Origin of the sequence: Paenirhizobium naphthalenivorans, from assembly GCF_007992095.1 — a bacterium.
GTDB lineage: Bacteria > Pseudomonadota > Alphaproteobacteria > Rhizobiales > Rhizobiaceae > Allorhizobium > Allorhizobium naphthalenivorans.
Window position 1 is genome coordinate 1 of the sequence record NZ_BJZP01000038.1, and the last position, 20,076, is coordinate 20,076.

A 20,076-nucleotide genomic window follows, 5' to 3' on the forward strand; every position below is an offset into this window, starting at 1 on the left:
GTATGTGCTGGTCAAGGATGCGATGGCCAATCTGAGCCCCATCCCCGACCATCTGAGCGACGATCAGGTGCTGATGTGCCCCGACATCATGTCGACGGGCTTTTCCGGTGCCGAGAGTGGTGGCGTCCGGATCGGCGACACGGTCGTCGTCTTCGCGCTCGGGCCGATCGGCCTTTGCGCGGTGGCAGGCGCGAAACTGATGGGGGCGACGACGATCATCGGCGTCGATACGCTGGCCTCGCGCATGGACGTGGCGAAAAAGCTTGGCGCCGACCACGTGATCGACTTCAAGGCCGGCGATCCCGTCGAGCAGATCATGGCGCTGACGGACGGCCGCGGCGTCGATGTCGCGATTGAGGCGCTCGGCACGCAGGGCACTTTCCGCTCGGCGCTCGAATCCTTGCGCCCCGGCGGCACGCTGTCGAGCCTCGGCGTCTATTCCAGCGATCTGACGATACCGCTCGGTGCCTTCTCGGCCGGTCTCGGCGACAACAAGATCGTGACGACGCTTTGCCCCGGCGGCAAGGAACGCATGCGCCGGCTGATGGAAGTCTGCGCGTCGGGTCGCATCGACCTCAAGCCGCTGGTCACCCATCGCTACAAGCTCGACGACATCGAAGCCGCCTACGACCTCTTCGCAAACCAGCGCGACGGCGTGCTGAAGGTTGCCATCGAGCCGTAGAGAAATGGCCGGATTTGCGCGTGCATACCGACCATTTCCAATGTCTAAGTTCTGTGTCTGTCGCAGCGATGCGACAATTCGGCGAAATGCTTAGGTTGCCGATCCGCGTCATATACGCTCCATCGGTGTGGCGGCTACAAGTCGATTTGCCGAAGTGAGACAGTCATGCCTGTGAGGATTGACGGTCTTCCGACCTCGGTCTCGCTGGATGATGCAATACCAAAGTCAAGTTTCTTCAACTAGGGAACCCGCAACATGGCCACTTCGAACGCTACAACTCCCTCTACCGCTAGCGAGAAACGATCCGGCACGCTTGGCCTGCTGCCGCTTGTGGCCCTTGTCGTCGGTTCCATGATTGGCGGCGGCGTATTTAGCCTACCGCAGAACATGGCCAAAGGCGCCTCTCCGGGGGCCGTCATCATCGGCTGGCTGATCACGGGCATCGGTATGCTCGCATTGGCCTTCGTCTACCAGGCACTGTCGACGCGCAAACCTGCGCTCGATGCCGGCCCTTACGCCTATGCCCGCGCCGGCTTCGGCGATTTCGTCGGGTTCAACAGCGCCTGGGGATACTGGCTGAGCGCCTGGCTCGGCAACGTGTCTTATGTCGTCTTGATCTTCGGTGCGCTCAGCTATTTTTATCCGGCCTCGGGGCGGAGGGAAATTCGATCCAGGCGATCATTGGCGCGTCGATCGTGCTGTGGGCGACCCATGCGCTGAAGCGTTGGTGCGGGGATCAGCAAATGTGCGGGAGTCGGTCTTTGATGCGCCGATTATTTGGTTGCTCCCGTCGAGGCTTGGCAACGAACGGATTTCGGGCGTCCGCAGGCAAGCATTCGGTTAAGGATGGCGACGCCGATTGCAGCTTCCGTCTGCTGCGCACGGAATGAACGAGCACGTAGCCGCGGACCGATGACGCCCTTGTATCGACCCATCGCGGTTTCAACCAAAGCCCGCTTGCCATAGCCGGTGGACGTCTGCCAGTTCAGCCGACCATCGATCTGCATCGATGCGATGTGATCGTCTCTCTGGCCGCATGCTTGGGCGTTGGGCCGTTCAACCGCGTTCGAGCGTGGTGGAATGACGACCATTGCGCCTGGACTGTGACGCAGGACAGCGTCGTAGGATGGATCGCCATCATAGGCTCCATCGGCAGTGAGCTGATCAATCTCATCGTCGATCTGATCCAGCAAAGGTTCCAGCTGCGAGGCATCGCCGGTTTCCTGATCTGTCAGACTATGTGCAATGATCTCGCCACTGTCGGCATCAACAGCCAGATGCAGCTTTCGCCAGCTGCGCCGGGACTTTACGCCGTGTTTTTCTTCCAGCCATTGGCCGGCGCCATAGATCTTCAATCCCGTGCTATCGATCAAGACGTGAACCGGCCCGTCCGCTACGGGTTGGCGGTCATTGCTTTTGCTCGATGGCTTCCACGTTCTGGCCCTTCGGCTCAACGTGGTGTGATCGGGTGCAGCCAAATCCAGCGCCATCATCTCCAAAACCGAGTTCAAAAAACCCTCGCTCTGGCGTAAACGCAATCCGAATACCATGCCCAACATCAGCGTCGTTTCGATCGCCAGATCCGAATAGAGAGGCTGACCACCACGCGTCTTGCGCCGCGGAGCGGCCCAACCTGCCAGCGCTTCCGGCGTTATCCAAAGGGTCAAGCTGCCACGGCGGCGAAGGCCCGCCTCATACTCCGCCCAGTTCGTCACTTTGAACTTCATTTTACCGATGTAATGGCGGCGGGCGGCGTTATGCTTGTGCGGCATGCTGGATCAATCGTGCTATTTTCGATCGCAGCCACATAGTTGCAAAACGTTGAAATTTGATCCCTGCACCAACGCTCAGTTGATCTCATCAACCGACGTCGAGTTGATCTCTCACCTCTCCTCACGGGTGTCTATCCGATTGATGAGGCCGTCCGCGCCTTTGATATAGCCGGAGATCGTACCCGATCGATGAAGGTTCAGCTTGCCTTCTGATCGCACTGAGAAATGGATATAGCGTTATGCAGCAAGCGGAAATCGGACTGATTGGTCTTGGCGTTATGGGTTCCAATCTGGCGCTCAACATTGCCGAAAAAGACAATCGGATCGCAGTCTTCAATCGGACGCCGGCGCGCACGGACGAGTTTCTCGCAGAAGCCGGCGATCTGGCCGGCCAGATCATCGGTTGCCATACGATCGAAGAATTCGTCGCTGCCATCCGTCCCCCACGCCCGATCATCATCATGATCAAGGCCGGTGAGGCCGTCGACCAGCAGATGGCCGCGCTGATGCCGTATCTGTCGAAGAACGACATCATGATCGATGCCGGCAATGCCAATTTCCGCGATACTGTGGCGCGCTTCGAAAAGCTCGCCGGCACCGACCTGACCTTTATCGGCATGGGCGTATCCGGCGGCGAAGAAGGTGCCCGTCATGGTCCCTCGATCATGGTCGGCGGCACTGAGGAAAGCTGGAAGCGCGTTGAGCCTGTTCTCACCTCGATTGCGGCCAAGTTCAACGATGACCCTTGCGTCGCCTGGCTTGGTACCGACGGCGCCGGCCACTTCGTCAAGACGATCCACAACGGCATCGAATATGCCGACATGCAGATGATCGCCGAGATCTACGGCATCCTGCGTGATGGCCTGAAGATGTCGGCCGCCGAAATCGGCGAGATCTTCGGCGAGTGGAACAAGGGCCGCCTCAACTCCTACCTGATCGAAATCACCGAAAATGTGCTTAAGGCAACCGACCCGGAAACCGGCAAGCCGATGGTCGACATCATCGTCGATGCTGCCGGCCAGAAGGGCACCGGCAAGTGGTCGGCCATCGAAGCGCAGAACCTCGCGGTTACCGCTTCCGGCATCGAAGCCGCCGTTGCCGGCCGTGTTCTGTCGTCGCTGCGTGAAGAGCGCATGGCCGCTGAAAAGCTCTTCGGCCTGCCGGCGCTTGCCGAGGCACCTGCTGATAAGGCCGCCTTCATCGCCGATCTCGAAAACGCGCTGCTCGCCGCCAAGATTGCTGCCTACGCACAGGGCTTTGCCGTCATGTCGTCGGCGTCGGAAGAGTTCAACTGGTCTCTGCCCATGCCAACCATCGCCCGCATCTGGCGCGCCGGCTGCATCATCCGCTCTCAGTTCCTCGACGAAATCACCTCGGCCTTCACCAAGGATCCGAACGTGCCGAACCTGGTGGTGACGCCGGCCTTTGCCGAGATGGTCAAGGAAACCGACGGGGCGCTCCGCCGCGTCGTTGCTTATGCTGCACTCTCTGGCCTTCCGGTTCCGGCGATCGCCTCGGCGCTCTCCTACTTCGACACCTATCGTCGCGGTCGCGGCACGGCAAACCTCATCCAGGCGCAGCGCGACTTCTTTGGCGCGCATGGCTTCGATCGCCTCGACGGCAAGGACCTGCATCACGGTCCCTGGGCCGGCCAGTTCTAAGCTGAATCAGTAGTAATTAATTCAGGCAATTGCATTCTGACTAGGGCTGTAACGGACGCGCGGTAATTGTAAGGGTTGCGTCCGCAGCTATGACCCTGCAGTAAATTAAGCCTTAGCGAATACATAAACGCCTATTACAAAAGCGTGGTGTCTCGCAGCGAACGAGAGCCGTCAACTAGGCACGGACTAAACCATCGTATTTCGGTTTGAACCACTGATAGATGTGAGATGAGTTCCATAATTATGCTTATGCGACAAGATGGTGTAGGGGGGTGCATTCCATTTTCAAATGCAACAGAGACAATAATGTCCATGTTTTCAGGAGGATGGAATGGCCCGCTCTTTTGCACAACTGAGTTTCGATGAGAGACGCATCATCGCACGGCTTCATGAGAGGCAGATCAGCCAGGCCGAGATCGCCCGGACCATCCGGCGCGACAGGTCGACTGTCTGCCGGGAGCTGAAGCGGAATTTCTGGCATGATCAAGTGGTCCCTGCCGCTGAAGGCTACTGGCACCTGACGGCGCATCAGATGGCCGCCGCTCGGCGACGAAGCTACCGTAAGCTCGTACGCAATCCCTTACTTCGCGGTGACGTGGTTGACCGGCTGAAGAACGGATGGTCACCGGAACAGATTGCCGGCCGGCTAAAGATCGATAGCGGCGGCACATTCAGACTGAGCCCGGAGACGATCTATCAATTTGTCTATTCTCGGGAGGGCAAAGAGCAGGATCTGGCGCGTTTCCTACCCGAGCGGCGGCGCAAGCGGCGTCCGCGCTATGGCCGTAAGCCGAGAAGCCTTGTGTTTCCAATTGAATGCGCCATTCGGAACCGTCCAGAGGTCATCAATGACCGCAGCCAGTTCGGCCACTGGGAAGCCGATCTGATGATCTTCCGCAAGGAACATGGCTCAGCCAATGTTGCGACAGTTGTCGAGCGAAAGAGCCGGTTCACACTTCTGTTCCGGAACAATGACAGGCGCTCGCGACCGATCATGAACCAGCTCATCAACCATCTCGGCCCCCTTCCCGCCCATGCGCGACAGAGCCTGACCTTCGATCGCGGACTTGAGTTTGTCGCTTGGCGCGAGCTTGAGAGCGGCTTGGGCGCTTCAGCCTGGTTTTGTGATCCGCAGGCCCCTTGGCAGAAGGGCACGGTAGAGAATACGAACCGGCGCCTGCGCCGCTACCTGCCACCGGAGACCATTCTGCTTGAGACCAGCCACGACGATCTGAAGGCCCTTTGCCAGCGGATGAACGACACCCCGCGCAAGTGCCTGGGTTTTCAAACGCCGCGAGAAATATTCATCGCGGAAACCTTGGCAGAAACAACGCAGTCTGTTTAATTTTAGAAAAGCGTTGCATTTGATATGGAACCAGCACCGCAAAGTTAGAATGTCCTGTTTCTGCAAAGTTGGAATTGGCCTGCTGCCGGTTTTTCGGACACCGAGTTAAGCTAGTCCGACCTTGTTTTCAAATTCTATCGGGCTGAGGTAGCCCAGTGTCGAATGGCGTCGCTTCGTATTGTAGAAGCGCTCGATGTAGTCGAACACATCTGCTTTGGCGTCGTCTCTGGTTCTGTAGACCTTGCGTGCCGTCCTTTCCGTTTTGAGTGATGAGAAGAAGCTCTCCATTGCGGCATTGTCCCAAACATTGCCCGACCGGCTCATCGAACAGGTGATGCCGTGGTCGGCCATTAGGCGCTGGAACTGCTCGCTGGTATATTGGCTGCCCTGGTCCGAATGATGCAGCAACGCACCCGGCTTGCCCCTGCGCCAGATCGCCATGATCAGGGCATCGGTCACAAGCTGAGAGGTCATGCTGTAGTTCATCGACCAGCCGACAACGCGGCGGGAGAACAGGTCGATGACAGCGGCAACATACAGCCAGCCCTCTGCTGTCCATAGATAGGTAAAATCAGCCACCCATTTCTGGTTCGGCCTGTCCGCCGCAAACTGACGATCCAGAACATTCGGCATGATGACCGAGCGTTCGCCGCCGTCCTCCGCCCCTTATCGCCCGCTGGCCGTTGTGCTCGTAGATGTCGAGCAGACCTCCCTGCGCCTTTGCGCCGGCGCTATGAATGCAGTTTTTTCCGGCTGCGAAAAAACAACTAAAAATATATAAAATAAAAATTAACAACCATAAATAAATTATTGTGTACAAATCAGAATGCAGAATATTTAAACATATCTGTGTACAGTTTTTGTGCAGATGCTAACACGCCTCGTCGTGCAGTCTCCGGCCTAAAAAAGAAAATTGCGAAATATCAACTTGTTACATCAATCGGAGGAGTTGGCACGGGCATTGCTAATATGATGGCATGGAATGAACAGCAGGAAGTTCTGATGTCTCGTCAAATGCATTTCGTCGCTTTCCTTATGACCGGGCCGACCTCGCACCACCACGGTATGTGGCGGCATCCGGAGACGGAAAACAGATTTTTGGAAACGGCTTGGTGGGAAACGCTGGCCCGCACCCTCGAGAACGGCAAGTTCGATGCCTTCTTCTTCGCCGACGCTCTCTCTTTCTACAACGAGACGGTCATGGCGAGGGGCGGCCAGATGTCGCTCCTCGATCCCGTGCCGCTTGCGGCCGCGATGTCCCGAGTGACGGAGAAGATCGGGATCGGTGTGACATTATCCACCAGCTTCGTGCCGCCATATGGCATCGCCCGGCAACTCGGCACGCTGGACCTGCTGAGTGGTGGCCGGATTGCCTGGAACGTCGTGACATCGGCCAGCGACCGGGAAGCGCATGTGTTCGGATTCGACGCCCTGCCGCCGCGCGCCGAACGCTACGACCGCGCCGAGGAAGTGCTCAACGTATGCTTGGGGCTGTGGTCGAGCTGGTCCGAGGGCGCGCTCGTCATCGACAAGCAGTCTGGCGTCTTCATCGACAAGAACAAGGTCAGGCCGACGCATATCGACGGCAAATGGGCCAGTACCAAGGGCGTCTATTCCGTGCCGCCGAGCGCACAGGGTCGCCCGGTCATCATGCAGGCCGGCTCGTCGCCGCGCGGGCGCGATTTTGCTGCCCAATACGCGGAGATGATCTTCACCCTGCAGCACTCGCTGTCAGACATGCAGGCCTTTTACACCGACATCAAGTCGCGGATGACGAAGGCTGGCCGTAAACCGGAAGATTGTGCAATCCTGACATCGGTGGATCCGATCATTGGCGAAACCGAGGCGATCGCACGCGAAAAGCAGGAATACATCAACAGCCTGGTCGATCCTGAACTGGCGATTGCCGTGGCCTCCGCCCATGTTGGCGTAGACCTCACACAGTTTTCGCGCGACGAATCCATCGCCAAGATCCAAGTCGAAGCTGGATCGCTCGGATCGCTTGACGTCATCATGCAAGGCTCGAAGGCGGAGAATCTCACGCTCGGCCAAGCCACACGGCGGTTTGCCACGAGCGAACTCTGCCCGCAAGTGGTGGGTACGCCGGAAAGCGTCGCCGACCAGCTGCAGGCCTATTTCGACGGCAATGGCTGCGACGGATTCATCCTGACGCCAACCGTCATGCCGGGCTCGTTCGAGGATTTCACACGATCCGTCGTTCCGATTTTGCAGGAGCGCGGCGTCTTTCGCAAGGAATATCCCGGCTCGACATTGCGCGACACGCTCAGGGCCTGACTGCGGCCATCTCCCTCTCCCTCCTCCTACCTAGAAAGGATCTCGCATGCCCAGAACCTACAGGAAATTCACGACTTCCGTGAGCGCGCTCACTCTGCTGCTCGGTGGGCTCGCGGGCACGGCCCGGGCCGAGGACGGCCTGAAAATCGGCGCCGTCTTCCCGCTGACCGGAACCTACGCCTCCTATGGCAAGGGTATGTCGGCCGCGCTGAAGATCGCGCTGGACGAGATCAATGCGGCGGGTGGCGTGATGGGCAAGCCGGTCACGCTCGTGGTCGAGGACGACCAGACCGATCCGACCGCGGGCCTGAACGCCGCCAAGAAGGTCATCGAGTTGGATCACGTGTCGGCGATCGTTTCGACCTTCGCTACGAGTGTAACGCTGCCGATCCTGTCCTATACGACCCAGGTGGGCATTCCGATCGCCACTGTTTCCGGCGCGCCCGAGGTTACCCAGATCGGCAAGGATACCGGTCTGGTCTACCGTTTCGTTTATACGGAGGGACGCTTCGGTGATGCGATGGCGGCCTATGCCAAGAAGGCGGGCTACAAGCGCGCCTATGTCCTGAAGGCGAACAATGCGGCGATGATCGACTCGGGCGACAGTTTCGCGAAGCGCTTCGCGGCCGAAGGCGGAGAGGTCCTGGGGTCGACGACGTTCGAACCCAGCCAGTCGAGCTACCGGTCCGAACTCACCAAGGCGCTTGCGGACGAGCCGCAGCTGATCATGATCGCCGGCTACACCAACGACGCGATCACGCTCGCAAAGGCGATCTACCAGCTTTCGCCGGACACCAAAATAGTCGGACCGCTCTACTCGCTCGGCACCGACTTCATTAAGGCCGTCGGACCGGAAGTCTCCGAAGGCGCGCTGGCGGTCGACCCGGTCTCCGCCGTCGATTCCCCCGCCTACAAGAGTCTTGCGCCACTCTACAAGACCGCGACGGGCGAAGATCCGCTCGGCAACCCTTACGCCGTCATCGCCTATGACGAGCTGGTGACGTTCGCGCTCGCCGCCGAAGCCGCCAAGAGCGCGGATCCCAAGGTCTACACCCCATTCGTCGCCAAGGTCGCGAATGCGCCCGGCGAGAAGGTGTACACCTTTGCCGAGGGACTTGCCGCGCTGAAAGCCGGCAAGGATATCGATTATGACGGGGCGAGCAGTCCGGTCGATTTCGACGGTCCCGATCTCGCGGCGATGTTCATGCAGACCTACCTGATCGCCGACGGCAAGGTGGTGGCGAAAGACACCCTGGCGCCGTGACACCTATGAGCATGATCCTGCAGGCAGTCCTGAACGGCATAGCGGAAGGCGCGCTCCTGGCGATGATGGCCCTCGGCATCACTCTGATCTTCGGCGTTGCCAAATTCTCCAACAACGCCCACGGTGAGATTCTCACCGTGGGCGCCTACGGAACCTTCTGGGCGTCGGCAGTCTTCTCCCTGCCTATGTGGCTGTCGGTTCCGGCCGGCGTGGCGCTGGCGGTAGTGGTCGGGCTTCTGGCCTATCTGCTGGTCTTCCGGCATATGGTCGACAGGCCGATTGCCGCGCTGCTTGCATCGATCGGCGTGTCGATCTTCCTGCGCGGCCTTATTTCGCTGATCGCCGGTACCCAGCAATATGGTCTCGACGTCCCGATGTGGCGCGCCTGGCGGTTCGCAGGCCTCCGTATCCTGCCGATGGAAACCTATGTCTGCATCGCCAGCTTCATCGCCATCTTCGCCGTTCATCTGATCCTGAAAAACACCCGGATCGGGGTGGAGATGCGGGCGGTCGCTGACAATCCTCTGCTCGCCCGCACGAGTGGCATCAATCCCGAGCGCGTCAACCGCGCTACCTGGACGATCGCGCTGGTCGGCGGCGGGCTGGCGGGCATATTCGTGGCCGCCAAGACCGCCGTCTATCCGGATCTCGGCTGGGGGCTACTGCTGCCGGCCTTCGCCGCCGCAGTCCTCGGCGGGTTGGGAAGTCCCTACGGGGCGATCCTCGCCGGCCTGCTGCTCGGCATAGCCCAGAACGTCGCCACCCTCTGGATCAACGACACCTACAAGTCCTCGATCGCATTCGTCGTGCTGATCGCGGTCCTGCTCGTCAAGCCGAGCGGCCTGACAGGACGCAGGGAGGTGGCGCGATGACCGGCTACCTCCTGGCCATGCTGACGCAGACCGGGCTCTACGCCCTGCTGGCCCTCAGCCTCAACCTGCAATGGGGCTACACCGGCCTCTTGAATTTCGGCCAGGTAGGCTTCTTCGCCTGCGGTGCCTATGCCTATGCGATCACGACGGGAATGCTCAGCTGGCACCCGGTCGCCGGCTTCATCGCCGCTGTCGTCGCCGCGGCGCTCGTGGCCTTTCCGATCGGCGTCGCCAGCATCAGGCTGAGGTTGCCCTTCTACCTGGCGATCGCCACGCTGGGCTTCAGCGAGATGGTACGGGCGGTGCTGACCAATGAAAGCTGGCTCACCAACGGCACGCGCGGCCTGCCGGTGCGCTTCTTCGTTCCCGGGCTCGCGCCGTTCTCCAACCAGATCGTGATGCTGGCGATCGTCGTCCTCGCCGTCGCTTTCGTCTTCATTCTGCTTGAACGCCTCGGCAGCTCGCCTTTCGGCCGGACGATCGAGGCGATCCGCGACAACGAGGATGCGGCGCGCAGCCTCGGCAAGGATGTCGCCTTCTACAAGATCAAGGTCTTCATGCTCGGGGCCGCCATAGCCGGCGGTGCCGGCGCATTGAACGCCGTCTATGTCGGTTATCTCGTTCCCGACCAGTTCCTGCCAATCGTCACCTTCTACATCTGGATGGCGATGGTGATCGGCGGCAGCGGATCCAACCGCGGTGCAATCCTGGGTTCGGCGCTTCTCGTCTTCTTTCTCGAAGGCTCGCGGTTTCTCAAGGATTTCATGCCGCCGGAGCTTGCGCTTTCCGATGCGCGGATGGCTGCGGTCCGATATCTGGCGATCGGCGCCATTCTCACATTGGTCCCGCTTTATTGGCCGCGCGGCCTCCTGGGCAGGAAGGGATTCTGATGTCTGCACTGAACGCGATGGGAATCAAGAAGAGCTTTGGCGGACAGCGCGTCCTCGATGACGCCTGGATCGACGTTCCTGAGCAATGGATCGTCGGCCTGATCGGTCCCAACGGAGCGGGAAAGTCGACCTTCCTGACCGTGCTCAGCAAGTTCATCGAACCCGATGCCGGCGTCATCACCTCACGCAACATGGACGTGACCACCCGCAGCCCTCATGCGCTTTCCCGCGCCGGCGTGGTGCGCACCTTCCAGGTGCCGCATGAATTCAGCGAGCTCAGCGTCATGCAGAACATGATGGTGGCCGTGAAGAACCAGGCTGGCGAATCGATCTGGCAGGCGTTGCTGCTGCCGCATCGCGTGTCGGCGGAAGAGAAGGTGATCAGGGCAAGGGCAGGGGAATGGCTGGAGTTCCTGGGCCTCGACCATGTCGCGGCCAATGCCGCCCGCAACCTTTCCGGAGGTCAGAAGAAGCTGCTCGAACTGGGCCGCGCGCTGATGACCGATCCCTATCTCCTGCTGCTCGACGAGCCTTTTGCCGGCGTCGCGCCGGGCCTCGTAGACACGATCATCGAAAAGATCCTGGAGCTGCAGAAGCGCGGCCTGGGCTTCCTGATCGTCGAGCACAACATGGATGCCGTCAACGCGCTCTGCAATACGGTCTTCGTCATGGAGCGCGGCCGGATCCTCACCGACGGCGCGCCGCAGAAGATCGTGAACGATCCCAGGGTTCTCGAAGCCTATCTGGGAGGCAAGCTGTGACCGCCACGCCGCTGCTCGAACTTACCGGCGTCACGGCGGGCTATCGCGACGTGCCGGTCATCAAGGCCCTCTCGCTCAAGGTGATGGCCGGAGAAGTCGTCTGCGTCATCGGCCCGAACGGCGCCGGCAAATCGACGCTCGTCAAGTCGGTCATGGGGTTGCTGAAGATCTTCAACGGCAAGATCGCGCTGGCGGGCAGGGACATCACCCGCCTCGCCGCCGAAAAGCATATCGACGCCGGTGTCGGCTACGTTCCCCAGGTCTCCAACGTGTTCGGATCGCTGACCGTGCGGGAGAATCTCTTCCTGAGTTGCAGGGGACGCAACGTCAGCGATGCCACGGAGAAGGTGCTGGCGATGTTTCCGGAGCTGAAGGAGAAGCTGGCGCTGACCGCCGGCAGCCTGTCGGGCGGCGAGCGGCAAATGCTCGCCTTCGCGCGCTGCCTCATCGTAGAGCCGCGGCTGTTGCTGCTCGACGAGCCGACGGCAGCGCTGTCGCCGCTGCTCGTCGGTTCGATCTTCGACCGCATAGCCGAGATCGCCGCCCGCGGCACCGCGATCCTGCTCGTCGAGCAGAATGCGCTCAGGGCCCTGACGATCAGCCATCGTGTCTATGCGCTGGCGGGCGGAACCAACGCGATCGAAGGAACGGCGGCGGAAATGCTGGCCAACCCCGACCTCAAGCAGATCTATCTCGGCGGCCGGGGTCGCTGACTCATCGTTCAAACCAGGAAAGCAAAGGAAAAAGTCATGAAACTGATCCGCAATCTCCCCAAGGTCGACGCCGTCGTCAAAGGCCTCGAGATCAAGAACGCCATCGCCATCGACACGGGCGAACTGATCACCTTCAGCGGCTTTGCCGGCGTCGACATCGAGAAGGCAACGCTGACGGAAAGCGACAAGATCGAGGACCACATCAACGGTTCGCTGGATTGCTATCAATACATCCTCGAAAACATGGGCTTGTCCTTCGACAACGTCGTAAAGGTGAACTGCTTCCTCGCCGACCCCGTGGGCGACTTTCCGGCCTGGAACGAGATCTTCAAATCCCGGTTCAAGGCGCCGCACCCCTGCCGGACGACGGTCGGCGCTCCGCTGGTGGTCGGCCGCGTCGAAATCGAAATCCTGGCGGCGAAGACCTCGCGGTTGGAGGCCGAAATCGTCTGATGCGCGGACGCCCGGCGGTTTCGCCGGAAATGATCGAGAGCGAGACACGAGGCCATGAACAGCACGACAACCAGTGAGCGCCGATCCGGCGACTATATCCACCTTTTCATGATCTATGTGATATGGGCGACCGGCTATCTTGCCATGAAAATCGGCATGAGCGGGCCCAATGCTTTCGGTATTTTCCAATTGCAGAGTCTCCGCCTGTTTCTGGGCGGTGGCATCCTCACCGTCATCGCCTATCTTTCGGGCCGGCTCAGCCGCCCGGGCCGGCGCGAGATTGCCATCTGCACCGTGTCCGCCGCGCTGTTCTGGATCCTGGCCAATGGCGGCGCCCTGGTGGCGGTGCGCGAATTGCCATCCGGCTTGGTGGTCATGGCCATGGGCACCATCCCGTTATGGACGGCGCTATTCCAGAGATTGTTCTCCAGAGGTTCGGGGGGTAGTGCGATCGCACTGCTTGTCGGCTTTGCCGGCCTTGTCCTGATCCTCTTTCCGACGCTGCCGCTCGGGGGCCAGAGCTTCCATATCTCGACACTTGCGAAGGCCGCGCTGATCTTCGCGCCCATTGCCTGGGTGACGGCAACGCGGCTGCAGCCATCGCTTCAGAAATCCATGGATCCGATTGCGGCGGCCGGTATGCAACTCCTCATCGGCGGGCTGATCGCACTCGCGCTGGCTGAGCTGACCGGCGCCTCCTGGCCATCTCCGCCCAGCACCTCGTCGATTGTGGCGCTGCTCTATCTGGCGATCTTCGCTTCGGCCATCGCCTTTTTTTCCTATGTCCGCGCCACGTCTCTGTTCCCAACAAGCGTGGTCTCGGCTTTCGCCTATGTCAATCCGCTGGTCGGCGTGTTTCTCGGCTGGCTGCTGCTCAACGAACGGCCTGCCCTCATCTCGCTCGGCGGCATGGCGCTGGTGATCGTCAGCGTTATCCTCACGCTTCGGCAGGGTAGGCAACAGCAACATCAAGTTTCGGAGAACAACAATGCCTGATGTCATCGGAAGACCGCTTGCGGCAGACCTGCCGAATATCGACCGGATCGCTGCGTTCAAGGCCGGCATGGGACGGCTGGCGGCTGGCGTGTGCGTGATTACGTCCGCCCACGAAGATGCCTATTTCGGCTATCTCGCCACAGCCGTGACCTCGCTGAGCACGGAGCCGCCAAGCTTGCTGATCTGCACCAACAAAGCCACGAGCGCGCATGATCCCATCAGCCGGTCGGGGACTTTCTGCGTTAACCTCCTGGCTGTGGAACATCGCGAGATCGCCAAACGGTTCAGCGACTCCAACCTTCGTGAGAGCCGCTTTGCAAGCGGCTCCTGGAAAGCGGGCATAACCGGCGCGCCGGCGCTCGAAACCGCGCTGGCTTCCTTCGAGTGCGAGGTCGTCCGGCAGGTGCCGTTTCATTCCCATACGATTTTCATCGGCGCGGTCTGCAATGTGATCCTGGCGGAGACGGCCATCGAGCCGCTGGTCTACCTCGATCGCGCCTACAGGAACATCGCCGTGTCATAGCCGGCGGCACGCTCGAACGACGAAGAGGATTGATCATGGCATTCGCACCCCTCGAACCGTCGCTCTGGTTTGCAACCGCAAGCCCGGCGCCCGAAACCGGTGCTCTGGAATCAGCGATCTCGGCCGATGTCTGTATCATCGGCGCAGGCTACACGGGTCTCTCCTCGGCCATTCATCTCGCCGAGAAGGGCACCGCGGTGGTGGTGCTCGAGGCCAATGTCATCGGCTTCGGCGGTTCCGGCCGCAATGCCGGCCATTGCACGCCGACCTTCCACCATCACTCCCTCGCCGGGGTGCGGAAAATCCTCGGCGAGCCCTTCGGCACACGCTTCATCGCCGCTCAGGCGAATGCCGCCGATCTGGTGTTCGGGCTGATCGACCGATACGGCATCGACTGCGACGCAGTCCGCACCGGCTATGTCGAAGCGGCGCATACGCCGGCCGTCTTTGCCCGGATCGACGCGAAGAACGCCGATTACATGGCGCTCGGCAAACGCACTCAGGTGCTGACCAAGGCAGAGACCGAGCGCAGAACCGGCTCGCAGCGCTATTTCGGCGGCTGGCTGCATCCGGACGGAGGACACCTCAATCCGCTGAGCTATGTGCGAGGCCTGGCGCGTGCGCTGCTCGGGCTTGGCGGCCGTATCTATACACAGTCGACGGTGATCTCGATCAAGCCGGCGGGCACGCGCTGGCAGGTCAGCACCTCCAGGGGTTCGGTAACGGTCGACAAGGTGGTTCTCGCCTCCGGTGCCTATTCGACCGCCTACTGGCCGGGCATCGACAGAACTTTCGCCCGCCTTGCAACTGCGGCCTTCGCCACCGAGCCGCTTTCCCCGGAGCTCATCGAAAGCATCGTTCCGGAGAACAACACCGTCGTCGAGACCCGCTCCGATCCGGCGAGCTACCGCATTACTGCCGACGGTCGGCTAGTGACGACGATGATGGTCGAGGGCCGGCGCGGCGGTAATGTCGATTATACGAGGATGATCGCCTCCCGCCGCTTCGAATGGATCCTGCCGCAGCTCAGGGGCAAGCGCTGGGAATATTACTGGTATGGCGAGCTGGACATGCATTCGCGCACATTTCCCCGGCTCTACGACGTCGCGCCGGGCATTGCTGCGGCCACCGGCTTTTCCGGCCGGGGCGTGCCGACCGGCACCGCAGTCGGCGAGATTCTCGCCGACTGGGCGTTCGGAATCTCCCGGAAGGACCTGGCGATGCCGATGGATCCGCTGACGACCGTGTCGCCGCTGCTCAATCTGGCGACGCGTGTGGCGCTTCCCTATGTGCGGCTGGTTGATCAGATGTCCGCTTGGCGCTATGGGATAAGGCCGCCGAAGTACTGAGGACATCGGGGGACAGCGGCAGCAGTCCTCAAACTCAAATACAGGAAGCGAGAGTATTCGAAATGGCCGACGACCAGATCGAGGCGAACGGATCGGCGACGGACTCGACGGAACAGGAGTCCGCTGTCAAACGCAGCTACCGACTATTGCAGGACATGGTCCTGTCTTTTGAGATCAAGCCCGGCGAACGCATCAACGAGAGCGAATTGTCCAAGAAGCTCGGAGTTAGCAGGACGCCGCTCCGCGAAGCCCTCAACCGATTGGCATCGGAGAATTTCGTCGATTTCGTCACCGCCAAGGGTTTTTTCCGCAAGGCGATCAAGACCCGTGAGATCTACGAACTCTTGGAACTGCGCATCGCGCTCGAAGTGGCGGGCGCCAAGCTTGCAGCAAGGAACGCCAGCGACGAGGCCATCGAGGAACTCTACGCCTATATGGAGAATATGCGCGACCTGCGCGCCATGCCGCTGACCGAAGTCGTCGCGTTTGATGAGAAATTTCACGAAACACTGGTAGGCCTTTCGGGAAACGGCGAGATTCTAAACGCGTTGCGTTCAGTTAATACGCGTATTCGACCAATACGCTATCTTGGAGTCGATGAGGCACGCATGATGCTCGGCGAGCAGCAACAGCGCGAGATTTGCAACGCGCTCAGGCAGCGGGATGTGGAACGGCTCGCCGAACTCCTCGCCATCCATATCTATCGCAGCTTGCCGGAGGTGGAGACCGCCGTACGGGAGCTTTATGGCCGGATCTATGTAGGATAAATGTTCGGCGGATACACGGGCATGTTATCGGCTAGTGGACTGATTCCAACGTTTGGTGCCCGCGTCTGACTGCAGCAATGATGTCGTTCGGGTCCGCTTTCCAGATGAATGGCTTTGGGTCGCGGTTGTGCTCCTTGAGGAAGCGGTTGATGGCTGCCTGCAGATCGACGACGGAGTGAAAGACGCCATGCTTCAAACGTCGGCGCGTCAGTTTTGCGAAGAAGCCTTCGACGGCGTTAAGCCAAGAGCAGGATGTCGGAACGAAGTGGAAGGTCCATCTCGGATGCCTTGCCAACCAGGCGCGAACTTTCGGCTGTTTGTGCGTCGCGTAGTTGTCGAGAATGACGTGGACGGCTTTATCTTTTGGCAGCTCCGCCTCAATGGCGTTGAGGAACCGAATAAACTCCTGATGCCGGTGGCGCTGCATGTTTCGGCCGATCACCGATCCGTCGAGAACATTGAGGGCGGCAAACAGGGTGGTGGTGCCATGGCGCTTATAGTCGTGGGTCATAGTGCCGGCGCGCCCCTTCTTGAGCGGCAAACCCGGTTGGGTCCGGTCGAGCGCCTGGATCTGGCTCTTTTCATCGACGGACAGGACGATGGCATGGGCCGGCGGGGAGAGATAGAGGCCGACGACATCATGAAGCTTCTCGGCGAACGCCTTGTCATTCGACAGTTTAGAGCTGCGCCAGCGGTGCGGCGCAAGGCCATGTTCATGCCAGATCTTCACCACCGAAGAGGCTGCAATCCCAACAGCCTTAGCCATCGCGCGAACGGTCCAGTGCGTTGCTTCCTGTCGAGGCGGTTCCAGCGTCAGTGCCACGACCCGCTCAACGAGTTCTCTATCAAGCGGCGCAATGCCGGGCGGTCTGCTCTTGTCGCGCAGGAGGCCATCGACACCCTCGGACATGAAACGCTCCTGCCAGCGCCAGACGCAGGGCTTGGACTTCCCCGTCGCCTCCATGATGGCAAACGTTCCAAGTCCCTCGCCACTCATCAGGATGATCTTCGCCCGCCACACATGTTTCTGGGCAGAGGTCGGGGCGGCAATGATGGTTTCAAGCCGAGCGCGGTCGGCGGCGGTGACGTCAAATGTGATACCTGTGCGCATCCCCAACCGTCGCACAAACCGCAACCATTGGGAATCCAGAGACGGAATCTTTTGTTCCGATCAATCCGCTAGTGAGAAACGATCCGGCACGCTCGGCCTTTTGCCGCTCGTTGCCCTGGTCGTTGGCTCGATGATTGGCGGTGGCGTATTCAGCCTGCCGCAGAACATGGCCAAAGGCGCTTCTCCGGGAGCCGTCATCATCGGCTGGCTGATCACGGGCATCGGTATGCTTGCCTTGGCCTTCGTCTATCAGGGCTTGATTTGATTTATATAACTCTGCCTTTCTCTCTTCGGGTTTCGTGGTAACTCGCCACTATCTCCACAGGTCTTGAGAGATTGATGATCCGCTTCCTCACACGATGGCTCGCACATCGCCGGGCATTACGGCGGCGATGGCAGGCTTCGTGCACTTTCGGATCCTGCCGGATCCTACTGCGAAGCATAGCGCCGTGCGTTCCATAGCCGGTCCATTGGTGATCTCGACGACTTCTGGCACTGGTCGAAAGTCGCCAGCGAAATAGCCCGGATAGAGCCACGCGCTGAGATGGACTTCGCAGTTCTTAAAGCTCTGTCCGATCAGGAGAAAGCCGGCCGTCGCTGACTGGTGGGCTGGTCAGACAGATGCTCGGCAATAAATGCTGAGCTGGCTCCCGCGAACCATCTCTGCCGGATACCTCAATTCCCGCCGAAGCAAACCAATCCCGCTCTTTATGGATGGCGTCCTGGACCATATCCGGATCTCCGTCGATCAACCCACTATCGGGGTCGGCTAGCAAGCTGCCGCCGCTTGTCTTCGACTGCTCGGTGATCGCGACCGTCCCCGGTCCTTTGAGGAGCCATCGAGCGGGATCGGCCCGCTCCGGACGGAGGTTTCTCACATGGCACAGGATCTTGCACTCGCCCAAAGGCACGCATTTTCGCTTTCCCGTATCCTCATGGTTCCGGTGACACTTTTCAAATCCGGCGACGAGTTCGGCGTTCTTCCGTCCGACGAACTCGATGATGAAGACGATCTTGAGATCGTGCACGAATATTTCCCGCGTGGGTCTCATTGAGACCCGCATGTGCCTGCCGCTGGCGACCTGTCGGCCGCAAGGGAAGCTTCGCCGCAGCACATCGCTGCAACTTTTGTCAGTTGCGTGCAGCGCCCTTGCCCCCTTCGGTCTTCGCGGCGGGTGGAGGGTAGCCCGCATATTTCGGCAACAGAGAAAGGGCGGCCGCCAAGCGGCTGATGATAATATGAAACGAGAAGAATTAGAGGCGCTGCGCGCCAAGGTCAGTTGCGAAGCAGTGCTTGAGCAGGCCGGATACGAACTCGATGTGAAGGAAAGCAGCCGACGCGCCGTCAAATACAGGCGTAGCGGCGATATCGTCATCGTCACGCATGAGGGACGAGGCTGGTTCGATCCGCTCAGCGACGAGAAGGGCGATGTTTTTGGCCTCGTCATGTTTCTGGAAGGAATTCCATTCCCGTCCGCAGCGGAGGCGGTCGCGTCCCTTGTCGGGTTTCAACTTTCTCGGCCGGAATGGAGTTCCTCGCGGTCTTCAGTGCCAGTAAAAGACATTTGCGACCGCTGGCGCAGCCGGCGCTCGCCTTCGCCCGGATCCGGTGCCTGGCGCTATCTGTGCTGGGCGCGCTGGATCCCGACTACCATCGCCCGGCAGGCCATCGGCGAAGGTGTCCTGCGGGAAGGACCCTTCGGCAGTATGTGGGCGGCCCATGTCGATAGCGAGGGACGCGTTGTGGGTTGGGAGGAGCGCGGTCCCGACTGGCGTGGGTTTGCCACCGGGGGCTCGAAGGTTCTCTTCCGTTTTGGACCAAGCGATGCCTCTCGTCTCTGCGTTACCGAGGCCGCGATCGACGCGATGAGCCTCGCAGCGCTCGAGGGCTCGCGCGAGCAAACTCTCTATCTCAGCACTGGCGGTGGGTGGTCTCCGGTGACAGATGCGGCGCTTACCGAACTTGCTGTGCGGCCGGGGCTTACAATGGTCGCGGCCACGGATGCCAATCCTCAAGGGGACGCCTACGCAGAACGACTGCGTGCGCTCGCCGAGGCGTCCGGCTGCAACTGGCAGCGGTTACGTCCGCCGGCGGAGGATTGGAACGAGGTTCTCCAAAACGGGGAGAGGGAAAAACGGGAAAGGAAGACCGAGGCCTGCCGCATGCGCGCCGGCCGCATCAAGGGAGGCTCCGCCCGGCATGCGCCGGCCCTTGACCCGGCCGGACACGAGGCCGGCAGCGCGGAAGGGGTCATGAAGGACTGAAGAGGATGGCGAGGTCGAAACGACTTGTGCTGCCTTCGGTCCAAAACCCCGAAAGGATCAAGCTGATGACCTCGATAGCCCTTCCCCGCAAAATCTTTCAAGGAGCGGCCAAGCGCGCCGACATGTTCCGGATGTTCGACAGGCACGCGATGCGCCCCGACCGCTTTGATAGCAATCAGTCTGCCGTCTATGCCGGCGAATGGTTTGAGATCGACGAAACCTCCTACTCTTACATGCTCGACATTCTACCACCGCTCTGGATGCGCGGGCCGATCTTTGCGATGCGGGAATTCATGACCGGGTCGGTGACTTCGGTGTTTTATGCGATCCGGATCGATGAAGCGGCCCGTTATTTTC

21 protein-coding genes and 2 pseudogenes are annotated in these 20,076 nt (G+C 60.3%); 19 read left to right on the forward strand and 4 right to left on the reverse strand.

The features are described 5' to 3' along the window. Positions 1–682, forward strand: a 682-nt coding sequence (locus RNA01_RS21525; RefSeq protein ID WP_147182185.1) for a zinc-binding dehydrogenase, incomplete at its 5' end; no start/stop codon positions are given. Positions 683–937: 255 nt separating this feature from the next. After that, positions 938–1,402 carry an amino acid permease gene (locus RNA01_RS21530; protein WP_235916831.1) on the forward strand — a complete coding sequence of 155 codons (465 nt, stop codon included), beginning with the start codon at positions 938–940 and terminating at the stop codon, positions 1,400–1,402. Between the two features lie 53 nt (positions 1,403–1,455). Here the strand turns inward: RNA01_RS21530 and RNA01_RS21535 are convergent, their stop codons facing one another. Further along, a complete protein-coding gene (locus RNA01_RS21535) occupies positions 1,456–2,454 on the reverse strand; it encodes an IS5 family transposase (RefSeq protein ID WP_147182186.1) in 999 nt (332 codons plus the stop codon). A gap of 75 nt (positions 2,455–2,529) precedes the next feature. Between RNA01_RS21535 and RNA01_RS21540 the strand changes: the two are divergent. The 3 genes and pseudogenes from RNA01_RS21540 to RNA01_RS21550 form a co-directional block, all read left to right on the forward strand. Continuing rightward, positions 2,530–2,667: pseudogene (locus tag RNA01_RS21540) on the forward strand (L-idonate 5-dehydrogenase); the annotation flags it as partial. A gap of 26 nt (positions 2,668–2,693) precedes the next feature. Next, positions 2,694–4,115, forward strand: a complete 1,422-nt coding sequence (gene gnd, locus RNA01_RS21545) for an NADP-dependent phosphogluconate dehydrogenase (RefSeq protein WP_147182187.1) — start codon at positions 2,694–2,696, stop codon at positions 4,113–4,115. A gap of 331 nt (positions 4,116–4,446) precedes the next feature. Beyond that, positions 4,447–5,460, forward strand: a complete 1,014-nt coding sequence (locus tag RNA01_RS21550; protein WP_147182188.1) for an IS30 family transposase — start codon at positions 4,447–4,449, stop codon at positions 5,458–5,460. Between the two features lie 105 nt (positions 5,461–5,565). Here the strand turns inward: RNA01_RS21550 and RNA01_RS21555 are convergent. Further along, positions 5,566–6,120 (reverse strand): annotated as a pseudogene (locus RNA01_RS21555) (IS3 family transposase); the annotation flags it as partial. Between the two features lie 342 nt (positions 6,121–6,462). Here RNA01_RS21555 and RNA01_RS21560 point away from each other — a divergent pair. The 11 genes from RNA01_RS21560 (at position 6,463) to RNA01_RS21610 (ending at position 16,343) form a co-directional block, all read left to right on the forward strand. After that, a complete protein-coding gene (locus RNA01_RS21560) occupies positions 6,463–7,755 on the forward strand; it encodes an LLM class flavin-dependent oxidoreductase (protein WP_235916832.1) in 1,293 nt (430 codons plus the stop codon). Between the two features lie 79 nt (positions 7,756–7,834). After that, complete coding sequence (locus tag RNA01_RS21565; protein WP_170253595.1) at positions 7,835–9,019, forward strand: ABC transporter substrate-binding protein; 1,185 nt, start codon at positions 7,835–7,837, stop codon at positions 9,017–9,019. A gap of 5 nt (positions 9,020–9,024) precedes the next feature. After that, positions 9,025–9,891, forward strand: a complete 867-nt coding sequence (locus RNA01_RS21570; protein ID WP_147182190.1) for a branched-chain amino acid ABC transporter permease — start codon at positions 9,025–9,027, stop codon at positions 9,889–9,891. Beyond that, a complete protein-coding gene (locus RNA01_RS21575) occupies positions 9,888–10,781 on the forward strand; it encodes a branched-chain amino acid ABC transporter permease (RefSeq protein WP_147182191.1) in 894 nt (297 codons plus the stop codon). Before RNA01_RS21570 ends, RNA01_RS21575 begins: the two co-directional genes overlap by 4 nt. Continuing rightward, positions 10,781–11,542: an ABC transporter ATP-binding protein gene (locus RNA01_RS21580; protein ID WP_147182192.1), complete on the forward strand. Its 762-nt coding sequence runs from the start codon at positions 10,781–10,783 to the stop codon at positions 11,540–11,542. The genes RNA01_RS21575 and RNA01_RS21580 overlap by 1 nt, the downstream gene beginning before the upstream one ends. Beyond that, positions 11,539–12,255: an ABC transporter ATP-binding protein gene (locus RNA01_RS21585; RefSeq protein ID WP_147182193.1), complete on the forward strand. Its 717-nt coding sequence runs from the start codon at positions 11,539–11,541 to the stop codon at positions 12,253–12,255. The genes RNA01_RS21580 and RNA01_RS21585 overlap by 4 nt, the downstream gene beginning before the upstream one ends. A 36-nt stretch (positions 12,256–12,291) precedes the next feature. Further along, a complete protein-coding gene (locus tag RNA01_RS21590; RefSeq protein WP_147182194.1) occupies positions 12,292–12,708 on the forward strand; it encodes a RidA family protein in 417 nt (138 codons plus the stop codon). Between the two features lie 54 nt (positions 12,709–12,762). Beyond that, positions 12,763–13,704: a DMT family transporter gene (locus tag RNA01_RS21595; protein WP_147182195.1), complete on the forward strand. Its 942-nt coding sequence runs from the start codon at positions 12,763–12,765 to the stop codon at positions 13,702–13,704. After that, a complete protein-coding gene (locus RNA01_RS21600; RefSeq protein WP_147182196.1) occupies positions 13,697–14,227 on the forward strand; it encodes a flavin reductase family protein in 531 nt (176 codons plus the stop codon). The genes RNA01_RS21595 and RNA01_RS21600 overlap by 8 nt, the downstream gene beginning before the upstream one ends. A 35-nt stretch (positions 14,228–14,262) precedes the next feature. Further along, the gene (locus RNA01_RS21605; protein WP_147182197.1) at positions 14,263–15,576 is read left to right on the forward strand and encodes an NAD(P)/FAD-dependent oxidoreductase; all 1,314 of its coding nucleotides are present in this window, start codon (positions 14,263–14,265) and stop codon (positions 15,574–15,576) included. Positions 15,577–15,638: 62 nt separating this feature from the next. Continuing rightward, positions 15,639–16,343: a GntR family transcriptional regulator gene (locus RNA01_RS21610; RefSeq protein ID WP_147182198.1), complete on the forward strand. Its 705-nt coding sequence runs from the start codon at positions 15,639–15,641 to the stop codon at positions 16,341–16,343. Between the two features lie 31 nt (positions 16,344–16,374). On the opposite strand, the gene RNA01_RS21615 is transcribed toward RNA01_RS21610, so the two are convergent. After that, positions 16,375–17,454, reverse strand: coding sequence for an IS630 family transposase (locus RNA01_RS21615; RefSeq protein ID WP_147182199.1), 1,080 nt, complete (start codon positions 17,452–17,454; stop codon positions 16,375–16,377). A gap of 100 nt (positions 17,455–17,554) precedes the next feature. On the opposite strand from RNA01_RS21615, the gene RNA01_RS21620 reads away from it, so the two are divergent. After that, a complete protein-coding gene (locus tag RNA01_RS21620; protein WP_235916833.1) occupies positions 17,555–17,719 on the forward strand; it encodes a hypothetical protein in 165 nt (54 codons plus the stop codon). 295 nt (positions 17,720–18,014) lie between these two features. On the opposite strand, the gene RNA01_RS24225 is transcribed toward RNA01_RS21620, so the two are convergent. After that, positions 18,015–18,482 (reverse strand): hypothetical protein, encoded by a 468-nt coding sequence (locus RNA01_RS24225; protein ID WP_235916834.1) that lies wholly within the window; start codon positions 18,480–18,482, stop codon positions 18,015–18,017. Between the two features lie 211 nt (positions 18,483–18,693). Between RNA01_RS24225 and RNA01_RS21630 the strand changes: the two genes are divergently transcribed. Then, the gene (locus RNA01_RS21630; RefSeq protein ID WP_170253597.1) at positions 18,694–19,719 is read left to right on the forward strand and encodes a DUF3991 and toprim domain-containing protein; all 1,026 of its coding nucleotides are present in this window, start codon (positions 18,694–18,696) and stop codon (positions 19,717–19,719) included. 65 nt (positions 19,720–19,784) lie between these two features. Further along, a partial coding sequence (locus tag RNA01_RS21635) for a DUF1419 domain-containing protein (RefSeq protein WP_147182200.1) occupies positions 19,785–20,076 on the forward strand: 292 nt, incomplete at its 3' end.

Excerpts from the sequence above, each read along its gene's own strand:
- RNA01_RS21530 (WP_235916831.1), top strand. The coding sequence starts at position 938 with ATGGCCACTTCGAACGCTACAACTCCCTCTACCGCTAGCGAGAAACGA.
- RNA01_RS21535 (WP_147182186.1), bottom strand. The coding sequence starts at position 2,454 with ATGCCGCACAAGCATAACGCCGCCCGCCGCCATTACATCGGTAAAATG.
- gnd (WP_147182187.1), top strand. The coding sequence starts at position 2,694 with ATGCAGCAAGCGGAAATCGGACTGATTGGTCTTGGCGTTATGGGTTCC.
- RNA01_RS21550 (WP_147182188.1), top strand. The coding sequence starts at position 4,447 with ATGGCCCGCTCTTTTGCACAACTGAGTTTCGATGAGAGACGCATCATC.
- RNA01_RS21560 (WP_235916832.1), top strand. The coding sequence starts at position 6,463 with ATGTCTCGTCAAATGCATTTCGTCGCTTTCCTTATGACCGGGCCGACC.
- RNA01_RS21570 (WP_147182190.1), top strand. The coding sequence starts at position 9,025 with ATGAGCATGATCCTGCAGGCAGTCCTGAACGGCATAGCGGAAGGCGCG.
- RNA01_RS21575 (WP_147182191.1), top strand. The coding sequence starts at position 9,888 with ATGACCGGCTACCTCCTGGCCATGCTGACGCAGACCGGGCTCTACGCC.
- RNA01_RS21580 (WP_147182192.1), top strand. The coding sequence starts at position 10,781 with ATGTCTGCACTGAACGCGATGGGAATCAAGAAGAGCTTTGGCGGACAG.
- RNA01_RS21590 (WP_147182194.1), top strand. The coding sequence starts at position 12,292 with ATGAAACTGATCCGCAATCTCCCCAAGGTCGACGCCGTCGTCAAAGGC.
- RNA01_RS21595 (WP_147182195.1), top strand. The coding sequence starts at position 12,763 with ATGAACAGCACGACAACCAGTGAGCGCCGATCCGGCGACTATATCCAC.
- RNA01_RS21600 (WP_147182196.1), top strand. The coding sequence starts at position 13,697 with ATGCCTGATGTCATCGGAAGACCGCTTGCGGCAGACCTGCCGAATATC.
- RNA01_RS21605 (WP_147182197.1), top strand. The coding sequence starts at position 14,263 with ATGGCATTCGCACCCCTCGAACCGTCGCTCTGGTTTGCAACCGCAAGC.
- RNA01_RS21610 (WP_147182198.1), top strand. The coding sequence starts at position 15,639 with ATGGCCGACGACCAGATCGAGGCGAACGGATCGGCGACGGACTCGACG.
- RNA01_RS21615 (WP_147182199.1), bottom strand. The coding sequence starts at position 17,454 with ATGCGCACAGGTATCACATTTGACGTCACCGCCGCCGACCGCGCTCGG.
- RNA01_RS21630 (WP_170253597.1), top strand. The coding sequence starts at position 18,694 with ATGAAACGAGAAGAATTAGAGGCGCTGCGCGCCAAGGTCAGTTGCGAA.